This window comes from Sorangium sp. So ce321, assembly GCF_051530195.1.
Lineage (GTDB): Bacteria > Myxococcota_A > Polyangia > Polyangiales > Polyangiaceae > Sorangium.
The window spans coordinates 964,002-979,919 of record NZ_CP150329.1 but is presented as its reverse complement, the minus strand read 5'-3'; the positions used below and the strand labels follow the sequence as shown (position 1 = coordinate 979,919).

General features: G+C 74.6%; 9 protein-coding genes. 5 read left to right on the top strand and 4 right to left on the bottom strand.

From position 1 onward, the window contains the following. Positions 1–231: 231 nt before the first annotated feature. The 4 genes from WME89_RS03780 to WME89_RS03765 all read right to left on the bottom strand — a co-directional run bounded on the left by WME89_RS03780 (position 232) and on the right by WME89_RS03765 (position 7,699). A complete protein-coding gene (locus WME89_RS03780) occupies positions 232–1,221 on the bottom strand; it encodes a TIGR02757 family protein (protein ID WP_438007897.1) in 990 nt (329 codons plus the stop codon). Beyond that, complete coding sequence (locus WME89_RS03775) at positions 1,218–2,900, bottom strand: sensor histidine kinase (RefSeq protein ID WP_438007896.1); 1,683 nt, start codon at positions 2,898–2,900, stop codon at positions 1,218–1,220. The genes WME89_RS03780 and WME89_RS03775 overlap by 4 nt, the downstream gene beginning before the upstream one ends. 12 nt (positions 2,901–2,912) lie before the next feature. Beyond that, positions 2,913–4,901 (bottom strand): GAF domain-containing protein, encoded by a 1,989-nt coding sequence (locus tag WME89_RS03770; RefSeq protein WP_438007895.1) that lies wholly within the window; start codon positions 4,899–4,901, stop codon positions 2,913–2,915. Between the two features lie 413 nt (positions 4,902–5,314). Further along, positions 5,315–7,699 carry a thioredoxin domain-containing protein gene (locus WME89_RS03765; protein WP_438007894.1) on the bottom strand — a complete coding sequence of 795 codons (2,385 nt, stop codon included), beginning with the start codon at positions 7,697–7,699 and terminating at the stop codon, positions 5,315–5,317. A 656-nt stretch (positions 7,700–8,355) separates the two neighbouring features. On the opposite strand from WME89_RS03765, the gene WME89_RS03760 reads away from it, so the two are divergent. The 5 genes from WME89_RS03760 to WME89_RS03740 all read left to right on the top strand — a co-directional run bounded on the left by WME89_RS03760 (position 8,356) and on the right by WME89_RS03740 (position 15,882). Continuing rightward, entirely contained in the window at positions 8,356–10,725 is a 2,370-nt protein-coding gene (locus WME89_RS03760) for a hypothetical protein (RefSeq protein WP_438007893.1), read from the top strand. Between the two features lies 1 nt (position 10,726). Then, positions 10,727–13,072 (top strand): hypothetical protein, encoded by a 2,346-nt coding sequence (locus WME89_RS03755; RefSeq protein ID WP_438007892.1) that lies wholly within the window; start codon positions 10,727–10,729, stop codon positions 13,070–13,072. A gap of 138 nt (positions 13,073–13,210) precedes the next feature. Further along, positions 13,211–13,555 (top strand): HU family DNA-binding protein, encoded by a 345-nt coding sequence (locus WME89_RS03750; RefSeq protein WP_436624988.1) that lies wholly within the window; start codon positions 13,211–13,213, stop codon positions 13,553–13,555. 64 nt (positions 13,556–13,619) lie between these two features. Beyond that, on the top strand, positions 13,620–14,849 hold the full coding sequence (gene tyrS / locus WME89_RS03745; protein WP_438007891.1) for a tyrosine--tRNA ligase: 1,230 nt from the start codon (positions 13,620–13,622) through the stop codon (positions 14,847–14,849). Beyond that, on the top strand, positions 14,842–15,882 hold the full coding sequence (locus WME89_RS03740) for a hypothetical protein (protein ID WP_438007890.1): 1,041 nt from the start codon (positions 14,842–14,844) through the stop codon (positions 15,880–15,882). The genes tyrS and WME89_RS03740 overlap by 8 nt, the downstream gene beginning before the upstream one ends. Positions 15,883–15,918 lie beyond the last annotated feature (36 nt).

Sequence of the window (15,918 nt, the reverse complement as noted above, 5' to 3'; positions counted from 1 at the left end):
GGGGGGAAGGTCTCCGCGACGGCGCTCGTCATCCACTAGAGCAGGCTCTGTGCCGAGCTGCTTGAGATGACGTTTCGAGCAGTTATCATCGAGAGATCCTGCCGTCCTTGCACCCTTGAAAATCAAAACTGAAATCGGGTGCAAATTCGAAGGCTTTTGCGTCCTGAACGCACGCCCCGGACGGGCAGGGATGACGATTGTCCTGGTCGAAAGCGACCGTGCACCGAGTGCTCACGGCTCCCAGTGCCGGCAGACTGCCTTCACGCCGCACCCCTCGCAGCGCACCGGATCGCGCCGCGACGGGCACTGCTGGAGCATGCCGAGGTGGCAGAGGGCGAAGTCGTACTTGACCGGGTCGGCCGGATCGAAGCCGCGGAGGGCGGCGGTGATCTCCTCTGCCGTCTTCCAGGTGGCTCCCCTGCGATCGGTGAGGCCGATGTTGTAGCCGAGCTTCTGGATGTGGACGTCGACCGGGATCAGGAGGGCGGAGGGGGGCACCGGCCACAGGCCGAGATCCACGCCGTCGGCGGGGCGGATCATCCAGCGCAGCAGGAGCATGAGCCGCTTGGTGGCGCTGCCCTTCTCGGGGTCGGGGAGGATGTGCGCGGCCCCTCGGTCGCCGGGGCGCCGGTCGAGGCCGCCCGCGCGCCGGATCGCCCGCACCCACGCGCCCAGGGCCTGGCGCAGGTCGCGGCGCTGCGAGAGCTCGGCCGCGAAGGCGGCCCCGAGCGAGCCGGAGGCGCGCTGCACGCGCCGCGCGCCGATGACGAGCGCCGCGAGGTCGCGGTCGCGGTAGACCCGGTGCCGGAAGCCGCGCAGCCGCGCCGAGACGGCCCGGGGATCGTCCGCGGTGAGGGCGATCTCCGGCCCGAGCCGGTCGAGCGCCTCGGCGATCTTCGCGCGCAGCGCCTTCACGTTGCCGAACGCGAGCGACGCGGCGATGAGCGCGACGAGCTCCTGGTCGGCCGGGTTCGTGTAGAGATGGACGAAATCGACAGGGTCCTGCGCGCGGCGCTCCGCGACGGCGCACCGCGCGCGCACCTCGTCGAGCGCCGCTTGCAGGGCGGCGCTCCTCGCGCCGCGCCGGGTCGCCGCCTCGTCGGCACCGCCCCGGGGCGCCGCCGCGCCCGCCCCACCCTTCGCGCCGCCGCGTCGGGGCGCCGGCTCGTCGGCGACGCGTCGGGGCGCCGGCTCGTCGGCGACGCGTCGGGGCGCGCTCATGTGACCCCCGCGCCCGACGCCGCGTCGGCCGTGCTCGGCGTGGGCCGCGCCGGCGCCTCCCGGTCGGGCTCCAGCGCGGGGAGCGACACGACGAAGGCGCTGCCGCGCCCGTCTTCCGTGAGCGGGCTCTCGACCCGCACCGAGCCCCCGTGGCTCTCGGCGATGTGCTTCACCAGCGCGAGCCCGATCCCGCTGCCGCGCACCTGGCGCTCGCTCGCCCGCCGCCCACGCGCGAAGCGCTCGAAGATGTGCTTCTGCTCGTCCGGATCGATGCCCGGCCCCCTGTCGCTCACCCGGATGGCGACGCGCCCCGCCGGGCGCGCCAGCTCGGAGAAGCGACCGCCGCCGCCGCCCTCGGCCTCGACCGCGACCTCGACGCGCCCGCCGTCCTTCGCGTACTTGAGCGCGTTGTCGAGCAGGTTCACGATCGCGAGCTCGAGCGCGCGCGCGTCGATGAGGGCCTCCGGCAGCCCCTCGGCGACCGTCAGCTCGACGGTCATCTCCTCGCGCTCGGCGCGGTAGCGGTACATGTCGACCGCGTGCGTCGCCACCTCGGCGACGCTCCCGCGCGCGAACTCGTAGGCGGCCTTGCCCCGCTCGACCCGGGCGAAGTCGAGGACGTTCTCGATGAGCGCGGTCAGCCGCTCGCTCTCGCTCACGATGATCTGCAGGTACTGGCGGCGCTTCGCGTCGTTGGGGACGCGGTCGCCGAGGAGGAGCTCGCCGAACATGCGGACCAGCGACAGCGGCGTCTTGAGCTCGTGGGACACGTTCGCGACGAAGTCGCTCTTCAGCGCCGCGAGCCGCCGCTCGTTCATGGAGGCGAGCACCACGATCGCCAGCCCGGCCAGGGCGACCAGGGCCGAGAAGCCGACCATCAGGATCTCGATCAGGCGCTGCCGCTCCACCTTCTCCCCGAGCTCCTCGGCCGTGGTGAGCGCCATCTGGAGGCGCCAGTTGTAGAGGGTGGTCGGGAAAGGGCGCCCGACGGTGAACTCGCCGCCGATGATGGGCGGGCCGTACACGATGCGGCCCTCCTCGTCGATGACGTTCATCCGGCTCTTCTCTCGATCGAGATCGCGGAAGAGCCGGGGCATCACCTCGTGGACCAGGCGGGGGACCTCGTGCCACGCGACCACCAGGAACCGGCGGCCCAGGTGCTCGCGCTCCCAGTAGCTCACGAGCAGGCTCTGCTGGTCGATGACGTGGTGGAGGTGACGCAGCTCGGTCGCGTCGCCCGAGAAGTTCATCTGCGGGAGCAGGCGCGCGAGCAGGAGCTTGCGGAACGCGTCGTCCTCCCGGCCGGACGCGCCGCGCGAGGCGAACGCGAGCACGTCGTGGGCCTCGTGGTCCATGTCGAGGACCAGGATGGCGCGCACGGTCGGCGTCTCGCGGGCCGCGGTGGGGAGCCACCGCCGCGCGATGACCGAGAGGTTCGCCACGTCGACGTGCGCGGCGACGACGTTGTCCTGCGCGATGATCAGCTTGTCGAGCCGGTCGACGCGCTCGTTGGCGAGGGTGAGCGTCGCGTCGAAGACGGTCTGCTGGCGGGCCTTCTCGATCTGCAGCGTCGTGCGCAGGGCGATGCCGCCGAGCACGAGCACGGCGACGACGATAGCCGGCACGAGGGCGAAGTACGGGACGCGATGGCGCTTCCCGACCGAGGGGAGGAGGTCCATCGCTGAGCTCCGCTAGCGGGCGGCCCTCTTCGTCCCCGCGGTCACGAGGCTCGGTTCGATGACCACGCCGCGGGCCCCCACGAACTCCGCGAACTGCTGGCCGATGTAGGTGAGCGCGTTGCCGTCGCCCTCGGAGAAGGGCTTGCCGTCGAGCGGGTTCCCGATCTCGAGGAGGCCGAGGTAGCGGCCCGCGAGCTCCACCGGCGCGCAGACGACGCTCCGGAGCTCGACGCCGGTCGCCTTCCACCGGTCGTCGAGGGCGCGCTCGTCCCTGGACACGTCGGGCACCACGACGGCGCGCCTCGACCGCATCGCGGCCAGCGGGAGCGGCGCCCGCTCGGACAGCCTGGCGAGGAGCGCGCTCTTGCCGCCGTGCTGCCGGACGACGACGAACTCGCCCCGGTTGATGTCGAACAGCGACACGAACCCGAGGGCGCACGGGATCTTGTCGAGCGTGAGCGCGAGGATGAAGTCCGCGCCCGCGAGCGTGTCCTGGAGGAAGTGCAGGTCGCTGCACGCCTCGAACAGCTCGGCGATGAGGTCGTCGCCGGAGAGGCGCCCGTTCCCGGGAGGGAAGGACGAGCGCCGCCGCACCGGCTGGCTCGGCGCGGGGGGAGGGATCTCGGCCGCCGGCGGAGCGGCCTCGGGGCGATCCGGCTCTCCGGGCGGCGGGGCGGCTGGCGACACGGCAGCAGGCGGCTCGGCGGCAGGGGACGCGGCAGGCGGCGGCTCGGCGGCAGACGGCGCGACGGCTGGCGTTTCGACGGCGGCGGCCGGCGGCTCGGCGGCGGCCGGCGGCTCGGCGGCAGCGGGCGGCGTGACGGCCGGCGGCTCGGCGGCAGCAGGCGCGGCGGCAGCGGGCGGCGTGACGGCTGGCGGCTCGGCAACAGCGGGCGGCGTGACTGCCGGCTCGGCCGCAGCAGGCTCGGCGGCAGCAGACGCGACGGCCGACGGCTCGGCGGCAGCAGGCGCGGATGCTGCCGGCGCAGCAGCCGGCGGCGCGACAGCAGCCGGCATGGGGGCAGGCGGCGGCGTGGTGGCGCCGGCGCGCGGGCGGAACTGGATCTCGGGCACGTCCGAGCGCCAGTCCTTCCATGCGAGGGTCGCGAGCGGACCGCGCTGAGGCCGGCCGTTGAAGACGTGGTCGAACACGGCAATGTGGATGAACTTGCCCGGACGTGCGTCGTCGACGAGCGCACGGGTCGCCTCGAGCCGTTCGAGCAGCAGCGCGTTGACGAGCTCGCGCGGGGTGCCCGTGGGGACCGCATAGACGAGCTCCCGGTAGGTGAGCGGCGAGCGCTCGGACGGGTCCTCCCCGCGCTGCGAAACGAGCTCGAACGGAGGGAGCGCGCTGGGCGCCGGCTCCGGCGCGGGCGCCGCGCCGGCGCCGCTCGCCGGCTGCACCGCGGCGGCACCAGCCGGCTGCGCTGCAGCGCTCCCCGGCTGCGCGGCGGCCCCAGCCGGCTGCGCGGCACCGGCCGGTTGCGCGGCGGCGCTCACCAGCTTCGCCACGTCGCCGGCCGGCTGCGCTGCGGCGCTCGCCGGCTGCGCGGCGGCGCTCGCCGGCTTCGCCACGTCGCCGGCCGGCTGCGCCGCGGCGCTCGCCGGCTGCGCCGCGGCGCCCGCCGGCTCCGTCACGACAAGCGCGGCCCCCATCGAGATGAACGGGACCGTGGGCGCCGCCGGGCGCTTCCCCGGCAGGCGCGCCGCGGGCTCTGCGGCCCTGGGGGACGCCCCCGCGCCCGCCGGGGCCCCGGGCTCGTCGGTGAGCGCCTCGTCGTCCGGCGCGCGCTGCACGACGTACCTCACGCGCGTCGCCGGGTCGATGGCCCGGTAGCCGCTCTCCAGCAGATCCACGGAGAAATTGTTGAGCGGCCCGTGATCTCCGCGGAGCGCCCGGGCCTTTTGCAGCGCGGGCTGCCACTGCGCGGCCTCGACGCACACCTTCCTGGTCGGCGGTGCGTTCTGGCCTAACGACGAGATCTCGACGAACCAACGCATCGTGTTTGCGGTTCCCATCCGCGCTGGCGCTGACCGGGTCGCGCGCTCGGGCGCGACGATCTTTCTACTCGACGCGTACGAGAGGGGTCAACGCGCAGGCGGCACGGAGGCAGCGCGCGGACGCCCTTGGAGGAAGGGCTGAAATATTCTCAGACCGGGGACGGCGCGGAGAATCGGGGCTGCCCCGAGATCACACCGCTCGCGCGGCGAGGCGCCGCCCCCGAACCCGCTCGTTCACTGAACGGCCGCCGGGTGCTCCCGGCCGCCCACGGCGACACGAGCAGGCAGGTGAGCGCACGGGCCAGGACGAGCACGAGACCGGCGCCGATCCCACCCAGGAGACGATCTGGGGCGCTCGACTCTGCACCTCCACTCGCGCGCCGATCCACCCCTGTGAGATCCGCTCGCGATCGCTATTGCGTCCGCAGGATGACGTGGAAGCCGTACCGCGTCTCCACGACCCCGCTCAGCGCGCCGACAGCGACCAGCTCCAGCGCCTGCTCGAACTCGGACACCATCACTCCCCTCCGGAACTTGCCGAGATCGCCGCCGCGCGCCGCGGAGTCGGGGTCGTCGCTGTACCGGGCGACGAGGTCCTCGAAGCGTGCCCCCTGCTGCGCTTCCCTGAGCGCCTGCTCGGCGAGGGCGCGCGCCTCGTCCCGCGTGCGCGCGATATGCGGCCGGGCACGGAGTGAGCCCGCATACATGACGAGCAGGTGCTTGGCGCCCAGGAACCCGGGCGCCGCAGCGGGCTGGGCTGGGGACGGCTGGGCTGGGGACGGCTGGGCTGGGGACGGCTGGGCTGGGGACGGCTGGGCTGCGGGCTTCTGCGCGCCGTGCAGCGACTCCATCGTGGGGGGCTCGTGCGGGCCGAGCGCCCTGTCCACGATCCGCTTGAAGCGCGCGGCCGGCTGCGCGCCGCCGAGGAAGTAGTCGTTGATCGCGAACGACGGCGTGCCGTGGATGTGGAGGCTCGCGGCGAGCTTCTGGTCCGCCTCGACGGCCGCGCGGTGCGCGCGCGAATCGAGCGCGGCGGCGAGCTTCGCCACGTCGAAGCCGATCGCGGCCGCGTGGCGCTGGAGCGCCTCCCGGCTGAGCCCTGCCTCGGACTGGTCCTCCCACAGCCGCTGCGCCATCGCCCAGAAGCCGGCGTCGCCCTTCTGCCGGAACGCCTCCACGGAAGCCTCGGCGGCGAGGGGCGCCAGCTTGTGAAAGGGGAGCGGCAGGTGCCGGAAGACCACGCGGACCTTGCCCGGATAGGCGGCGATGATCTCGTCGAGCGTCGGCTGGACGCGCTTGCAGAAAGGGCACTGGAAGTCGGCGAACATCTGGATCGTCACCTTCGCTCCGGCCTTCGCCCCCTTGCCGGGGCTGTCCCTGGTCGGCGCGGGGGCGAGGATCCGCTCGAGCGGCGTGGCGGCCTTCGCGTCCTTCTGCAGCGCGTCGTAGACCTTCGCGGGCGGCGTGCCCGCGGCGACGAGCTTCGCGGCGCGCGCGAGCTGCTCGTCGATGAGGGCCTCGAACTTCTCCGCCGGCTGGGCGCCGAGGAGCCGCCTGCCGTTGATAAAGAAGTGAGGCGTGCCGGTCGCCTCGACGTCCTCGGCGAGGCGCTGATCGCGCTCGATGCGCGCCGCATGGCGCCGGGCGGCGATGGCCTTCTGCGCGCGCGCCACGTCGAGGCCCAGCGACCTCGCGTGCGCCGCGAGATCCGCGTCCTCAAGGCCGCCCTGCCGCAAGAGCTCGTACGCCTTCCAGAACGCCTCGTCGCCCTTCTGCGCCCTGGCCTCGAGCGCGAGCTCCGCGGCGGGCTCGGCCCGCGGGTGGAACGGGAGCGGGTTGTGCTTGAAGACGAGGCGCAGCTGCTCGCCGTACTTCTTCGCGAGCCCGTCGACGACCGGAGCGGCCTTGCGGCAGAACGGACACTGGAGGTCGAGGAACATCACCAGCGTGACCGGAGCGCTCAGGTTGCCCCGGGTCGGCGACCCGTCGACTGGCACCTTCCACACGGTCGTGTCCTCGACGGCCGGCGGCGAGGGCTGCTCCGGGGCCGGGGCGCGTGCCTTGTTCTGCGCGGACAGCGCGGCATAGAGGCGCTCCCGCGGGACACCGGCCCGCCGGAGGTCCTCGGCCGCCCGGAGCTGCTCGTCGACGACGGTCCGGAACTTGTCGATGGGCTGCGCCCCGCTGACGAACACCCCGTTGATGAGGGACGCGGGCGTCCCCGTGACCCGCACCGCTCGGCCCGCCTCGATGTCCTGATCGATCTTCGGCGCGTGCCGCTGCTGCTCGAAGGCCGCGCGGAACGCCGCCCGATCGACGCCCGCCTCGGCGGCCCACGCCTCGAACGACTCCGGCGCGAGCGAGCGCTGGTTGGCGAAGGCGAGCTGATGAAACCTCCAGAACGCCTCGGTGCCGCCGAGCCGGAACACCGTCTCGGCGGCGAGGTGCGCCGGGCGCGCATTCTTGTGGAAAGGCAGCGGAAAGTGCTTCCAGACGACGCGCAGCCGATCGGGCCCGTAGGCCTGCTTCAGCTCCTCCAGCGTCGCCATGTACCTGGACGTGAAAGGACACTCGAAGTCGCCCCACACCACGACGGTCACCGGCGCGAGCGGCTCACCCCACCACGGATCCGCGCGGGTGACGGGCACGACCGTGCCGGGCTCCGGCTCTGGCTCGGCCGCCACGACGTCGGCCGGGACGGCGGCCGGAGCCGTGATCTCCACCGTCCTCGAGCGCTCGACAGCCGCCGGCGCCATCGCCGCGCCCGGCGCGCAGGCGGCCAGCAGGATCCAGATCAACAGCAGAGAAGATGGACGGAATAGCGGCGCTGGCGCTGGCATGGGCCCCCTCGTGTGTCGCGGTCCAGTGGCGGATCCTACACGGACGGGGATTGCTCAGGCCGCTAGCCGGCGCCGCACCCCACTGCGGATGCATCGCGCCGCGCCACGCTGGCCGCACAGCACAAAAAAAACAGAGCGCCCATTCGACGGTGGGGGGGGGAACCGTCACGGGCGCTCTGGTGTGCATTGTTAGCAGGACTCGGGCCAGGGGCTCTTTCTCCTCATTTCGCGGAGATCTCCCCCGGGAGCAAAGCCGACGTACTTCAGTCCTGAAATGGGGCTTGCAAAGCCGCTGGACGGACGCGGCAGGGGCGCGCCCGTCATCGTCCTCCAGGCCACCCCGCCCCGCGGGCTTCCGCGTCAGCCGCCCCCACCGTGCTCATCGGTGCGATCGGTGGACGGCCGGCGCGAGGCGCCGGCATCCCCGTGGATGCGGCTCCGCGGGCTCGGGTCACGTGAAAGTCGTGTAAAAGAGCCGCGTGTCACCGTCCAGCGCCGACCCTGTGTCCTCCGCGCCGCCTGGAGGAGCGGCGCCTCCGTCCCGGCCGAGCAGCTCCTCCCCTGGCGCGCCGGAGGCTGCGGCCACCGGGAGCGCTTCCCCTGGCCCGGAGACCGTGGCCGCCGGGAGCGCCTTCCCCGGCGCGCCGGAGGCCACGGACGCCGGGAGCGCGAGCCCGAGGGCGCCCGGCGGCTGGCTCGATCGCCTCGTCGCCGCCTGGCCGCGCGTCGATCCGGTCCTGTTCGCCGCCTATGCGGGCGCCTGCGTGCTCTACGCCGCCGTCGCGTTCTACGGCGCGATGCACCAGCAGACGGGCGGCATGTGGTCGGCGCCGCTCGACGACGTGTTCATCCACTTCGACTACGCCCGCGCCACGGCGCGCGGGTACCCGTTCGAGTGGTCCGAGGGCAACGGCTTCTCGAGCGGGAACACCAGCCTGAGCTACCCGTTCGTCCTCGCGCTCGGCTATCTCATCGGCTTTCGCGGCCTGCTGCTGATGCAGTGGGCGGCGATCGTCGCGTGCGCCTCGACGCTCGGCTTCCTGCTCGTCGGCGCGCGGCTCCTCGACCCGATCGGGCGCTGGGCCAAGTACCTGCTGCCGCCCGTGGCGCTCTCGATCGGCGCGCTCGACTGGTCGCTTTTCAGCGGGATGGAGAACGCTTTCCATCTCGGCGTCTGGGCGCTCGCGACCCTCGCCGCGCTCGCGGTCGTCCGCGCGGTCCGCGTTCCGCACGTCCCGCGCATCCCGCTCGATCCGGGCGGCGCAGGGGAGCGCGCCGCGGCGCCACCGGGGCGCATCGCCCGCCTGGGCTGGGTCGCCGGCCTCGCCGGCGCGCTGCTCTACGCCACCCGGCCGGAGTCGGTCGTCTGCGTCGCGGTGCTGGGCGCGTACGCGGCCATCGCCGTGGGACGGGCCCACGGCGCGCGCGCCGCGATCGCGACCCTGCTCCGGACGTCGGTGCCCGGCGCCGTGGCGTGCGTCGCCCAGGCGGTCGCGAACCGCGTGCTCACCGGCGAGTGGGCGGCGAGCGGCGCGATCGCCAAGCTGGCGCTCAACAACCCGTACATGACGTCCGAGGAGAAGTGGAACACCTACGAGTTCCTCGCGACGTACGTCGTCGCCCGCAACACCAACCACCACTTCTCGGACGCCCTCCCCTGGGGCTGGCTCGTCCCCGCCCTCGCGCTCGTCCCCCTCGCCTCCCGCAGGACCCGCGGGTTCGCGGCGATGCTCTGGATCCAGGTCGTCGGCTGGCTCGCGCTCGTCGCGATGAACGGCCAGGTGCGCTGGCAAAACGAGCGCTACACGATGCCCGCGGTCGCCTGGCTGCTGGTGCTCGCGGCGATGGGGCTCGCCCTGCTCGTCGCGCGGGCCGCCTGGACCGCGCCGGACGCGCCGGACCGCAGCGCGCGCCGCCCGGAGCGGCCCGAGGGTGCTCCGGCCGGCCTCTGGGCGCGGCTCGCGGCCGTGCCGGCGCGCGCCTTCGGCGCCAGCGGCGACCGCACCGCCAGCGGCCTCTGGGTCGCGCGCGTCGCTGTCGCGCTCGCCCTCGCCGCGCTCTTCTGGGTCCACCAGCTGCCCAGGATGCGCGACCAGATCTGGTTCTTCGGCCGCGCCAGCCGCAACATCCGCGACCAGCACCTCGTCGCCGGCAAGGTGCTCGCCCAGCTCGACGTGCGCCGCGTCCTCGTCGGCGACGCGGGCGCGCTCCTCTACGCGTCAGACCGGCCCGGGCTCGATATCATCGGGCTCGGCGGCTACCACGACCTCCCGTTCGCCCGCGCGGGCGTCCACGGCCTGGGCGCCTCGCTGGAGCTCATCGAGCGCATCCCCCCGGAGGACCGCCCCGACGCCCTGGCCATCTACCCGGGCTGGTGGGGCGAGCTCCCGGCCATCTTCGGCAAGCGGCTCCTCGGGGTCCCCGTCGTCGGGAACGTGATCTGCGGCGGCGCCGAGAAGGTCATCTACCGGGCCGACTGGAGCCCGCTCGCGCATGGCGAGCCGCCCGCCTCGCTGCGCGCGGACGAGCAGGTCCTCGACGAGCTCGACGTCGCCGACCTCGTGAGCGAGCGGGAGCACGGCTACGCCTTCCCGAGGCCGCAGGCCGGCTTCGTCAGCTTCAGCGTCCTCCCCGACCCCCGCGGGTCCGGGCACGATCGGTTCGACGCCGGCCGCGTCATCCCGGGCGGCAGGAGCGAGACCGCCCGCCTGCGCGCGCCGCGCAACGGCCCGGGCAGGCTCGTGGTCCGCACCGCCTCGCCCCGCCCCGCCGTGGTCCGCGCGACGGCGGACGGCCGGGAGCTCGGCCAGCTCACGCTCCGCGGGAGCCGCGGCTGGGCCGAGGCCTCGGTCGCGCTGCCCGAGGGCCTGCCCGAGACGTTCACGCTCACGCTCACGCCCATCGAGGGGGAGTGGGTCGATCACCACGTCTGGGTCCTCGAGCGCGCCGCGCGCCCCGAGGCGCGCCCGCTCGCCAGGCCGTGACGTGCGCGCCGGCCTGCCCCGCGACCCGGCGCAATGGATCGCGCTCGCGCTCTCCGTGGCCGCGCTGCTCGCCGGCGCCTGGCTCCTCCGCCGCGGCCGCTCGCTCGCGCGCGCCGACCCGACGCCCCGCCCCCGGTCGGGCGCGGCCCCGGGCCTCGCGATCGCCGCGGCCCTCGCGATCGTCGCGGCGCTGATCTCGGCCGCGTACGTCGCGGTGTACCTCCGGGGCGGCCCCCGCATCATCGACGCGACGAGCTACTGGCTCGAGGCGCGCGCGATGGCGGCGGGGTACCTCGCGTGGCCGCTCGACGAGCCCGCGGCCTCCGTGCTCGGCCGCTTCCTCGTCCGCGGCGACGCGGCGGCCGGCGGCGCGGCCCCGAGCGGCGCGGAGCACGTCGCGGTCATCTTCCCCCCGGGCTACCCCGCCCTCCTCTCGCTCGGCTTCCTCGCGGGAGCCCCGCTCGCGGTCGGCCCCCTGCTCGCCGCCGCGCTCGCGCTCGCGACCCACGACCTCGCCGCGCGGTTCGCGCCGGAGGACCCGGCCGCCGCCAGGGGCGCCGCGCGGCTGCGCGCCGTGCCGGTCCTCGCCGCGCTGTTCTCCGCGCTCTGCGCCGCGCTCCGCTACCACACGGCCGACACGATGTCGCACGGGCTCGCGGCCCTCTGCTTCACTGTCGCGCTCGCGTCGGCGCGGCGCGCGCTCGACGAGGCCCGCGCCGCCGCGGCGAGCGCGCCGAGGGGTCCGCTCGATCCCGCCGTCCGCGCCGCCGCCCTCGCCGGGCTCGCGGCCGGCTGGCTCGCGGCGACGCGCCCGCCCAGCGCGCTCGCCCTCGCCGCGGCGCTGCTGCTCGTGCTGCTGCCGGGGAGCGCGCGGGCGGGCGACGCGGCCGGCCCTCGCGAGGGCGACCCCCGGCTCGGGCGGCTCGCCGTCGCCCTGGCGATCGGCGCGCTCCCCGGCCTCGCCCTGCTCGCGGCGCACCAGCGCGCCGCGACGGGCGCCTTCGCCTCGTCGCAGGCCGCCTACTACGCCGTCGCCGACGGCCCGCCCGGCTGCTTCCGCTACGGCTTCGGCGCCGGCGTCGGCTGCCTCGGCGAGCACGGCGACTTCGTCCGGCACAACCTCTCGGAAGGATACGGGTTTCTGGCCGCCGCCGGCACGACGCTGCGCCGCCTGAAGCTCCACCTCGTTGACGCGCTCAACGCCGAGCCGCTCGCGCTGCTCGTGGTCGCCGGCGCCGCGATCGCGCTCCGGAGGCCGCGCTCGCGCGCGCTCGCGGTCGCCCCGCTCTTCCAGATCGCCGCCTACGCCCCCTTCTACTTCGACGGCAACTACCCCGGCGGCGGCGCGCGCTTCTTCGCCGACGTGCTGCCGATCGAGCACGCCCTCGCCGCCATGGCCGCCGTCGCGATCGCGGAGCGCGCCCGGGCGTCGGGCGCGGCCGGCGGCCTCGCGCGCCGGCCTGGCGCGCCCCTGGCGGCGGCGCTCGTCGCGGCGGCGCTCCCGCTCGCGGGCTTCGCGTTCCGCGCGGGCTTCGACCACGCCGCGCTCCGCGATCGCGAGGGCGGCCTGCCCATGTTCGACCCCGCCGCCGTCGCGCGCGCGGGCGTCGCGCGCGGCCTCGTGTTCGTCGACACGGACCACGGCTTCAACCTCGGCTTCGACCCCGCCCCGGGCGACGTCGCGGTCCTGCGCTACCGCGGCGACGCGCTCGACCGCATGGCGTGGGAGGCCCGCGGCCGCCCGCCCGCCTACCGCTACGGCTTCGCGATCCCGGACGGCGGCGGCCTCGCCTCCGTCGCGCTCGCGCCGCTCGTTTTCGGCGCTGCCGCGCCCCCCGACGCCGTGATCGAGGGCGAGTCGCTGTGGCCGCCGCGCGCCCAGCGCGACGCCTGGGCGCTGCCCGAGCACGCCGGCGGCACGTGCGCGTCAGGGGGGCGCCTCCTGGCCGTACACGCGGCGAGCGGCGCCGCCGTCGTGCACGTCGGCCTGCCCGCCCCGTGGCTCCGCGGCGCCCGGATCAGCCCGCGCGTGGCGATCGCGGGCGACGGCGCGGGCGAGGTGCGCCTCCTCGTCGACGGCGCCCTGCTCCACGCCTGGCAGGTCGAACCCGCCGCGCCGTCCCCCTCCGCCGCGCCGCTCACCTGCGCCGAGCTCCCGGCGCACCAGCTCCCCGAGCGCGCCGTCGAAATCCAGCTTTCCCTCGAGCGCAGGAGGCCCCTCACGACCGCCGCCGGCGCCGCGGCGAGCGCTCCGGAGGGCCCCGGACGCGCAAAAATCGAGGGCGCCGAGGGCATTTTTGCGCTCGACGCGATCCGGGTCTCGGGCGGGAATTCGGTTGACCGCTAGTCCCGTAACATGCGAGCTTTTCATAGGAATCTGTTGTCATGCGGCTCCTGGACCGGCGCATCCCCTGGAGCCCAACGGTGGGTGGAAGGCGGTAAGTCGAGCGCCGGCGGCGGTCCGCTCGGGTGGGGGAGGTGGACCATGACGAAAAGCGAGCTCATCGACGCGATCGCGGGACGGGGGGAGCTCACCAAAGCTCGGGCGGAGCTCGTGGTGAACTGCGTCTTCGACGCGATGACGCAGGCGCTCCAGCGCAACGAGGGCATCGAGATCCGCGGGTTCGGCAGCTTCACGGTCAGGCCGTACAAGCCCTACAGCGGCAGGAACCCGCGCACCGGCCAGCCGGTGCCTGTACCAGCCAAGCGGCTCCCGTTCTTCAAGGTCGGCAAGGAGCTCAAGGAGCTCGTCAACGCCAGCCGCGCATACGCCATCTCGGGCGACGACGACGACGACGATGACGACGACGAGGAAACGGACGACGAATGAGGTGACGCGCGAGGCCCTCGCCCCTCTGGCGGGCGGTTGCGCAGCGCGGTAGAAGCGGGCCCCCATGGTCCCCGCCGAACGTCAGCTCGAGATTCTCTGCAAGGGTGCCGTCGACCTCCACGTCCGCTCCGAGCTCGAGGAGCGGCTGCGCGAGGGCAAGCCGCTGCGCGTGAAGGCCGGCTTCGACCCGACCCGCCCCGACCTCCACCTCGGCCACACGGTCGTGATGCAGAAGATGCGGGAGTTCCAGGACTTCGGGCACAAGGTCATCTTCGTGGTCGGCGATTTCACGGCCATGGTCGGCGACCCGACCGGCAAGAACGAGCTGCGCCCGCGGCTCTCGCGCGAGGAGGTCGTCGCCGCGGCCGAGACCTACCAGGCGCAGGCGTTCAAGGTCCTCGACCGGGACAGGACGGAGGTCCGTTACAACTCCGAGTGGCTGAACCGGCTCGATCCGGCGCAGATGATCGAGCTCTGCGCGAAGTACACGGTCGCCCGCATGCTCGAGCGCGACGACTTCAGGAAGCGCTACGAGGAGGCGCGGCCCATCTACGTGCACGAGTTCATGTACCCGCTCCTCCAGGCCTACGACTCGGTCGAGCTCGAGGCCGACATCGAGCTCGGCGGCACCGACCAGCTCTTCAACCTGCTCGTGGCGCGCGACCTGATGCCCCGCTACGGCAAGCGCGCCCAGATGGTCCTGACGATGCCGCTCCTCGAGGGCACGAACGCGCGCGTCGAGGACGGCAAGATCGTCGGCGCCAAGATGTCGAAGAGCGCGGACAACTACGTCGGCATCACCGAGCCGCCGTTCGACATGCTGCAGAAGCTGATGCTCGTCGATGACGGCGTCATCTGGCGGTACATGGAGCTCCTCTCATCGCGCTCGCCCGAGGAGGTCGCTCGGCTGCGGGAGGCGGTGGTCCGCGGCGAGCGGAGCGTCATCGAGGTGAAGGAGCTCTTCGCGCAGGAGATCGTCACCCGCTTTCACTCGGCCGAGGACGCGCGCGCGGCCCTCGAGCGGCGCCGCAGCGTCGCGGCCGGCGGCCTGCCGGAGAACATCGAGGAGCTCCAGGTGGCGAGCGACCGGGACACGATCCCGATCGGCAACGCGCTCGCGCTGGCGGGGCTCGCCGAGTCGACCTCCGCGGCGCGGCGCCTCGTGAAGGGCGGCGCGGTGCACCTCGACGGCGAGGTCGTGAAGGACGAGCAGCTCAAGCTCGAGCGTGGGAAGCGATATCTGGTCCGCGTCGGCTCGAAGAACCGCCGCTTCGCCTACCTCGTCGTTGGCTGACGCGCCCGGGCGGGGGCTGCGCCGGCGCAGCGTGCTCGGCGGCGTCGTGGGCTGCGTCCTCGGGCTCGGGCTGCCCTCGTGCGGCGGCGCGCCGCGGCCGCCCGCCCGCCCGGCGCCGCCGCTTCCGCCGCTCGGCACGGCGGATCTGACGCGCCTCTTGCCGCAGGCCGGGCTGCGGTGGCTGGTCCTCGCCCGGCCCCGCGAGATCGCGGCGGTGCCGTGGCTCATCCCCTCGATCGGGCTCGTGGCGCCCGAGGAGAACCTGGCCCGGCACGCGCGCGCGACCGGCGTCGACCTGCGGCAGGTGCGCGAGGCGGCGATCGCGTCGTACGAGGGCGCGGCGGGCGAGGCCAGGTTCTACGTGGCGCGCCACAGCGGCGATGCGCGGGCCATCGAGCGGCTCTTCCGGCGGCGGCTCACGGGCAAGGAGCGGCGCGCGCTCGATCGTCCCGACGTCGTGCGCGTGACGGGCGATATCGGCAGGGCGCCGCACGCGCTGGTGCTGCTCGGCCAGGACGTGGTCGGCGTGCAGGAGGGCGGCAGCCCGCTGCGCGGGCCGGCGCGCGTCGCGTCGCTGTACGCGCTCGGCCGCCTCAAGCGCGCGCCGACGGCGCTCTCGGGCGGCCCGCTGGCCGCGCTCGCGGCCCGGTTCGGCCCGGCGCCCGTGCGCGCTTTCGCGCCGGGTCCGTTCGACGGAGAGCTCGCCCGCGGCGCGCGGGGGCTGCTCGCGGCGGCGACGGCCGTGGGCGCGGCGGCGAGGCCGAGCGCGCGCGAGGGGATCGCGCTCGCGATCGCGGTGTCGGGCGATTTCTCGACGAGCGGAGAGGCCGCCTCGGAGGAGCTGCTCCTCGCCTGGAACGAGCTCGCGCAAGGCTCGTTCGGCCACCTGCTCGGGCTCGACGCGCCCGTCGAGCCGCCGCTCGCCACGCACGCGCCGGACGCGGTGGCCATCGCCGTCGAGCTGAGCCCGCAGGCGCTCGCCCGGGGGCTCGCGGCGGCGACGGGCGAGCGGATCGAGGAGATGCTGCGGTAGGCGCGGCGGCGCCGCGCCGGTAAACCTCACGAGAGC

Bases quoted from the DNA above. Each gene is read 5' to 3' on its own strand.
- WME89_RS03780 (WP_438007897.1), bottom strand. From the start codon at position 1,221: ATGAGCGCGCCCCGACGCGTCGCCGACGAGCCGGCGCCCCGACGCGTC.
- WME89_RS03775 (WP_438007896.1), bottom strand. From the start codon at position 2,900: ATGGACCTCCTCCCCTCGGTCGGGAAGCGCCATCGCGTCCCGTACTTC.
- WME89_RS03770 (WP_438007895.1), bottom strand. From the start codon at position 4,901: ATGCGTTGGTTCGTCGAGATCTCGTCGTTAGGCCAGAACGCACCGCCG.
- WME89_RS03750 (WP_436624988.1), top strand. From the start codon at position 13,211: ATGACGAAAAGCGAGCTCATCGACGCGATCGCGGGACGGGGGGAGCTC.
- tyrS (WP_438007891.1), top strand. From the start codon at position 13,620: ATGGTCCCCGCCGAACGTCAGCTCGAGATTCTCTGCAAGGGTGCCGTC.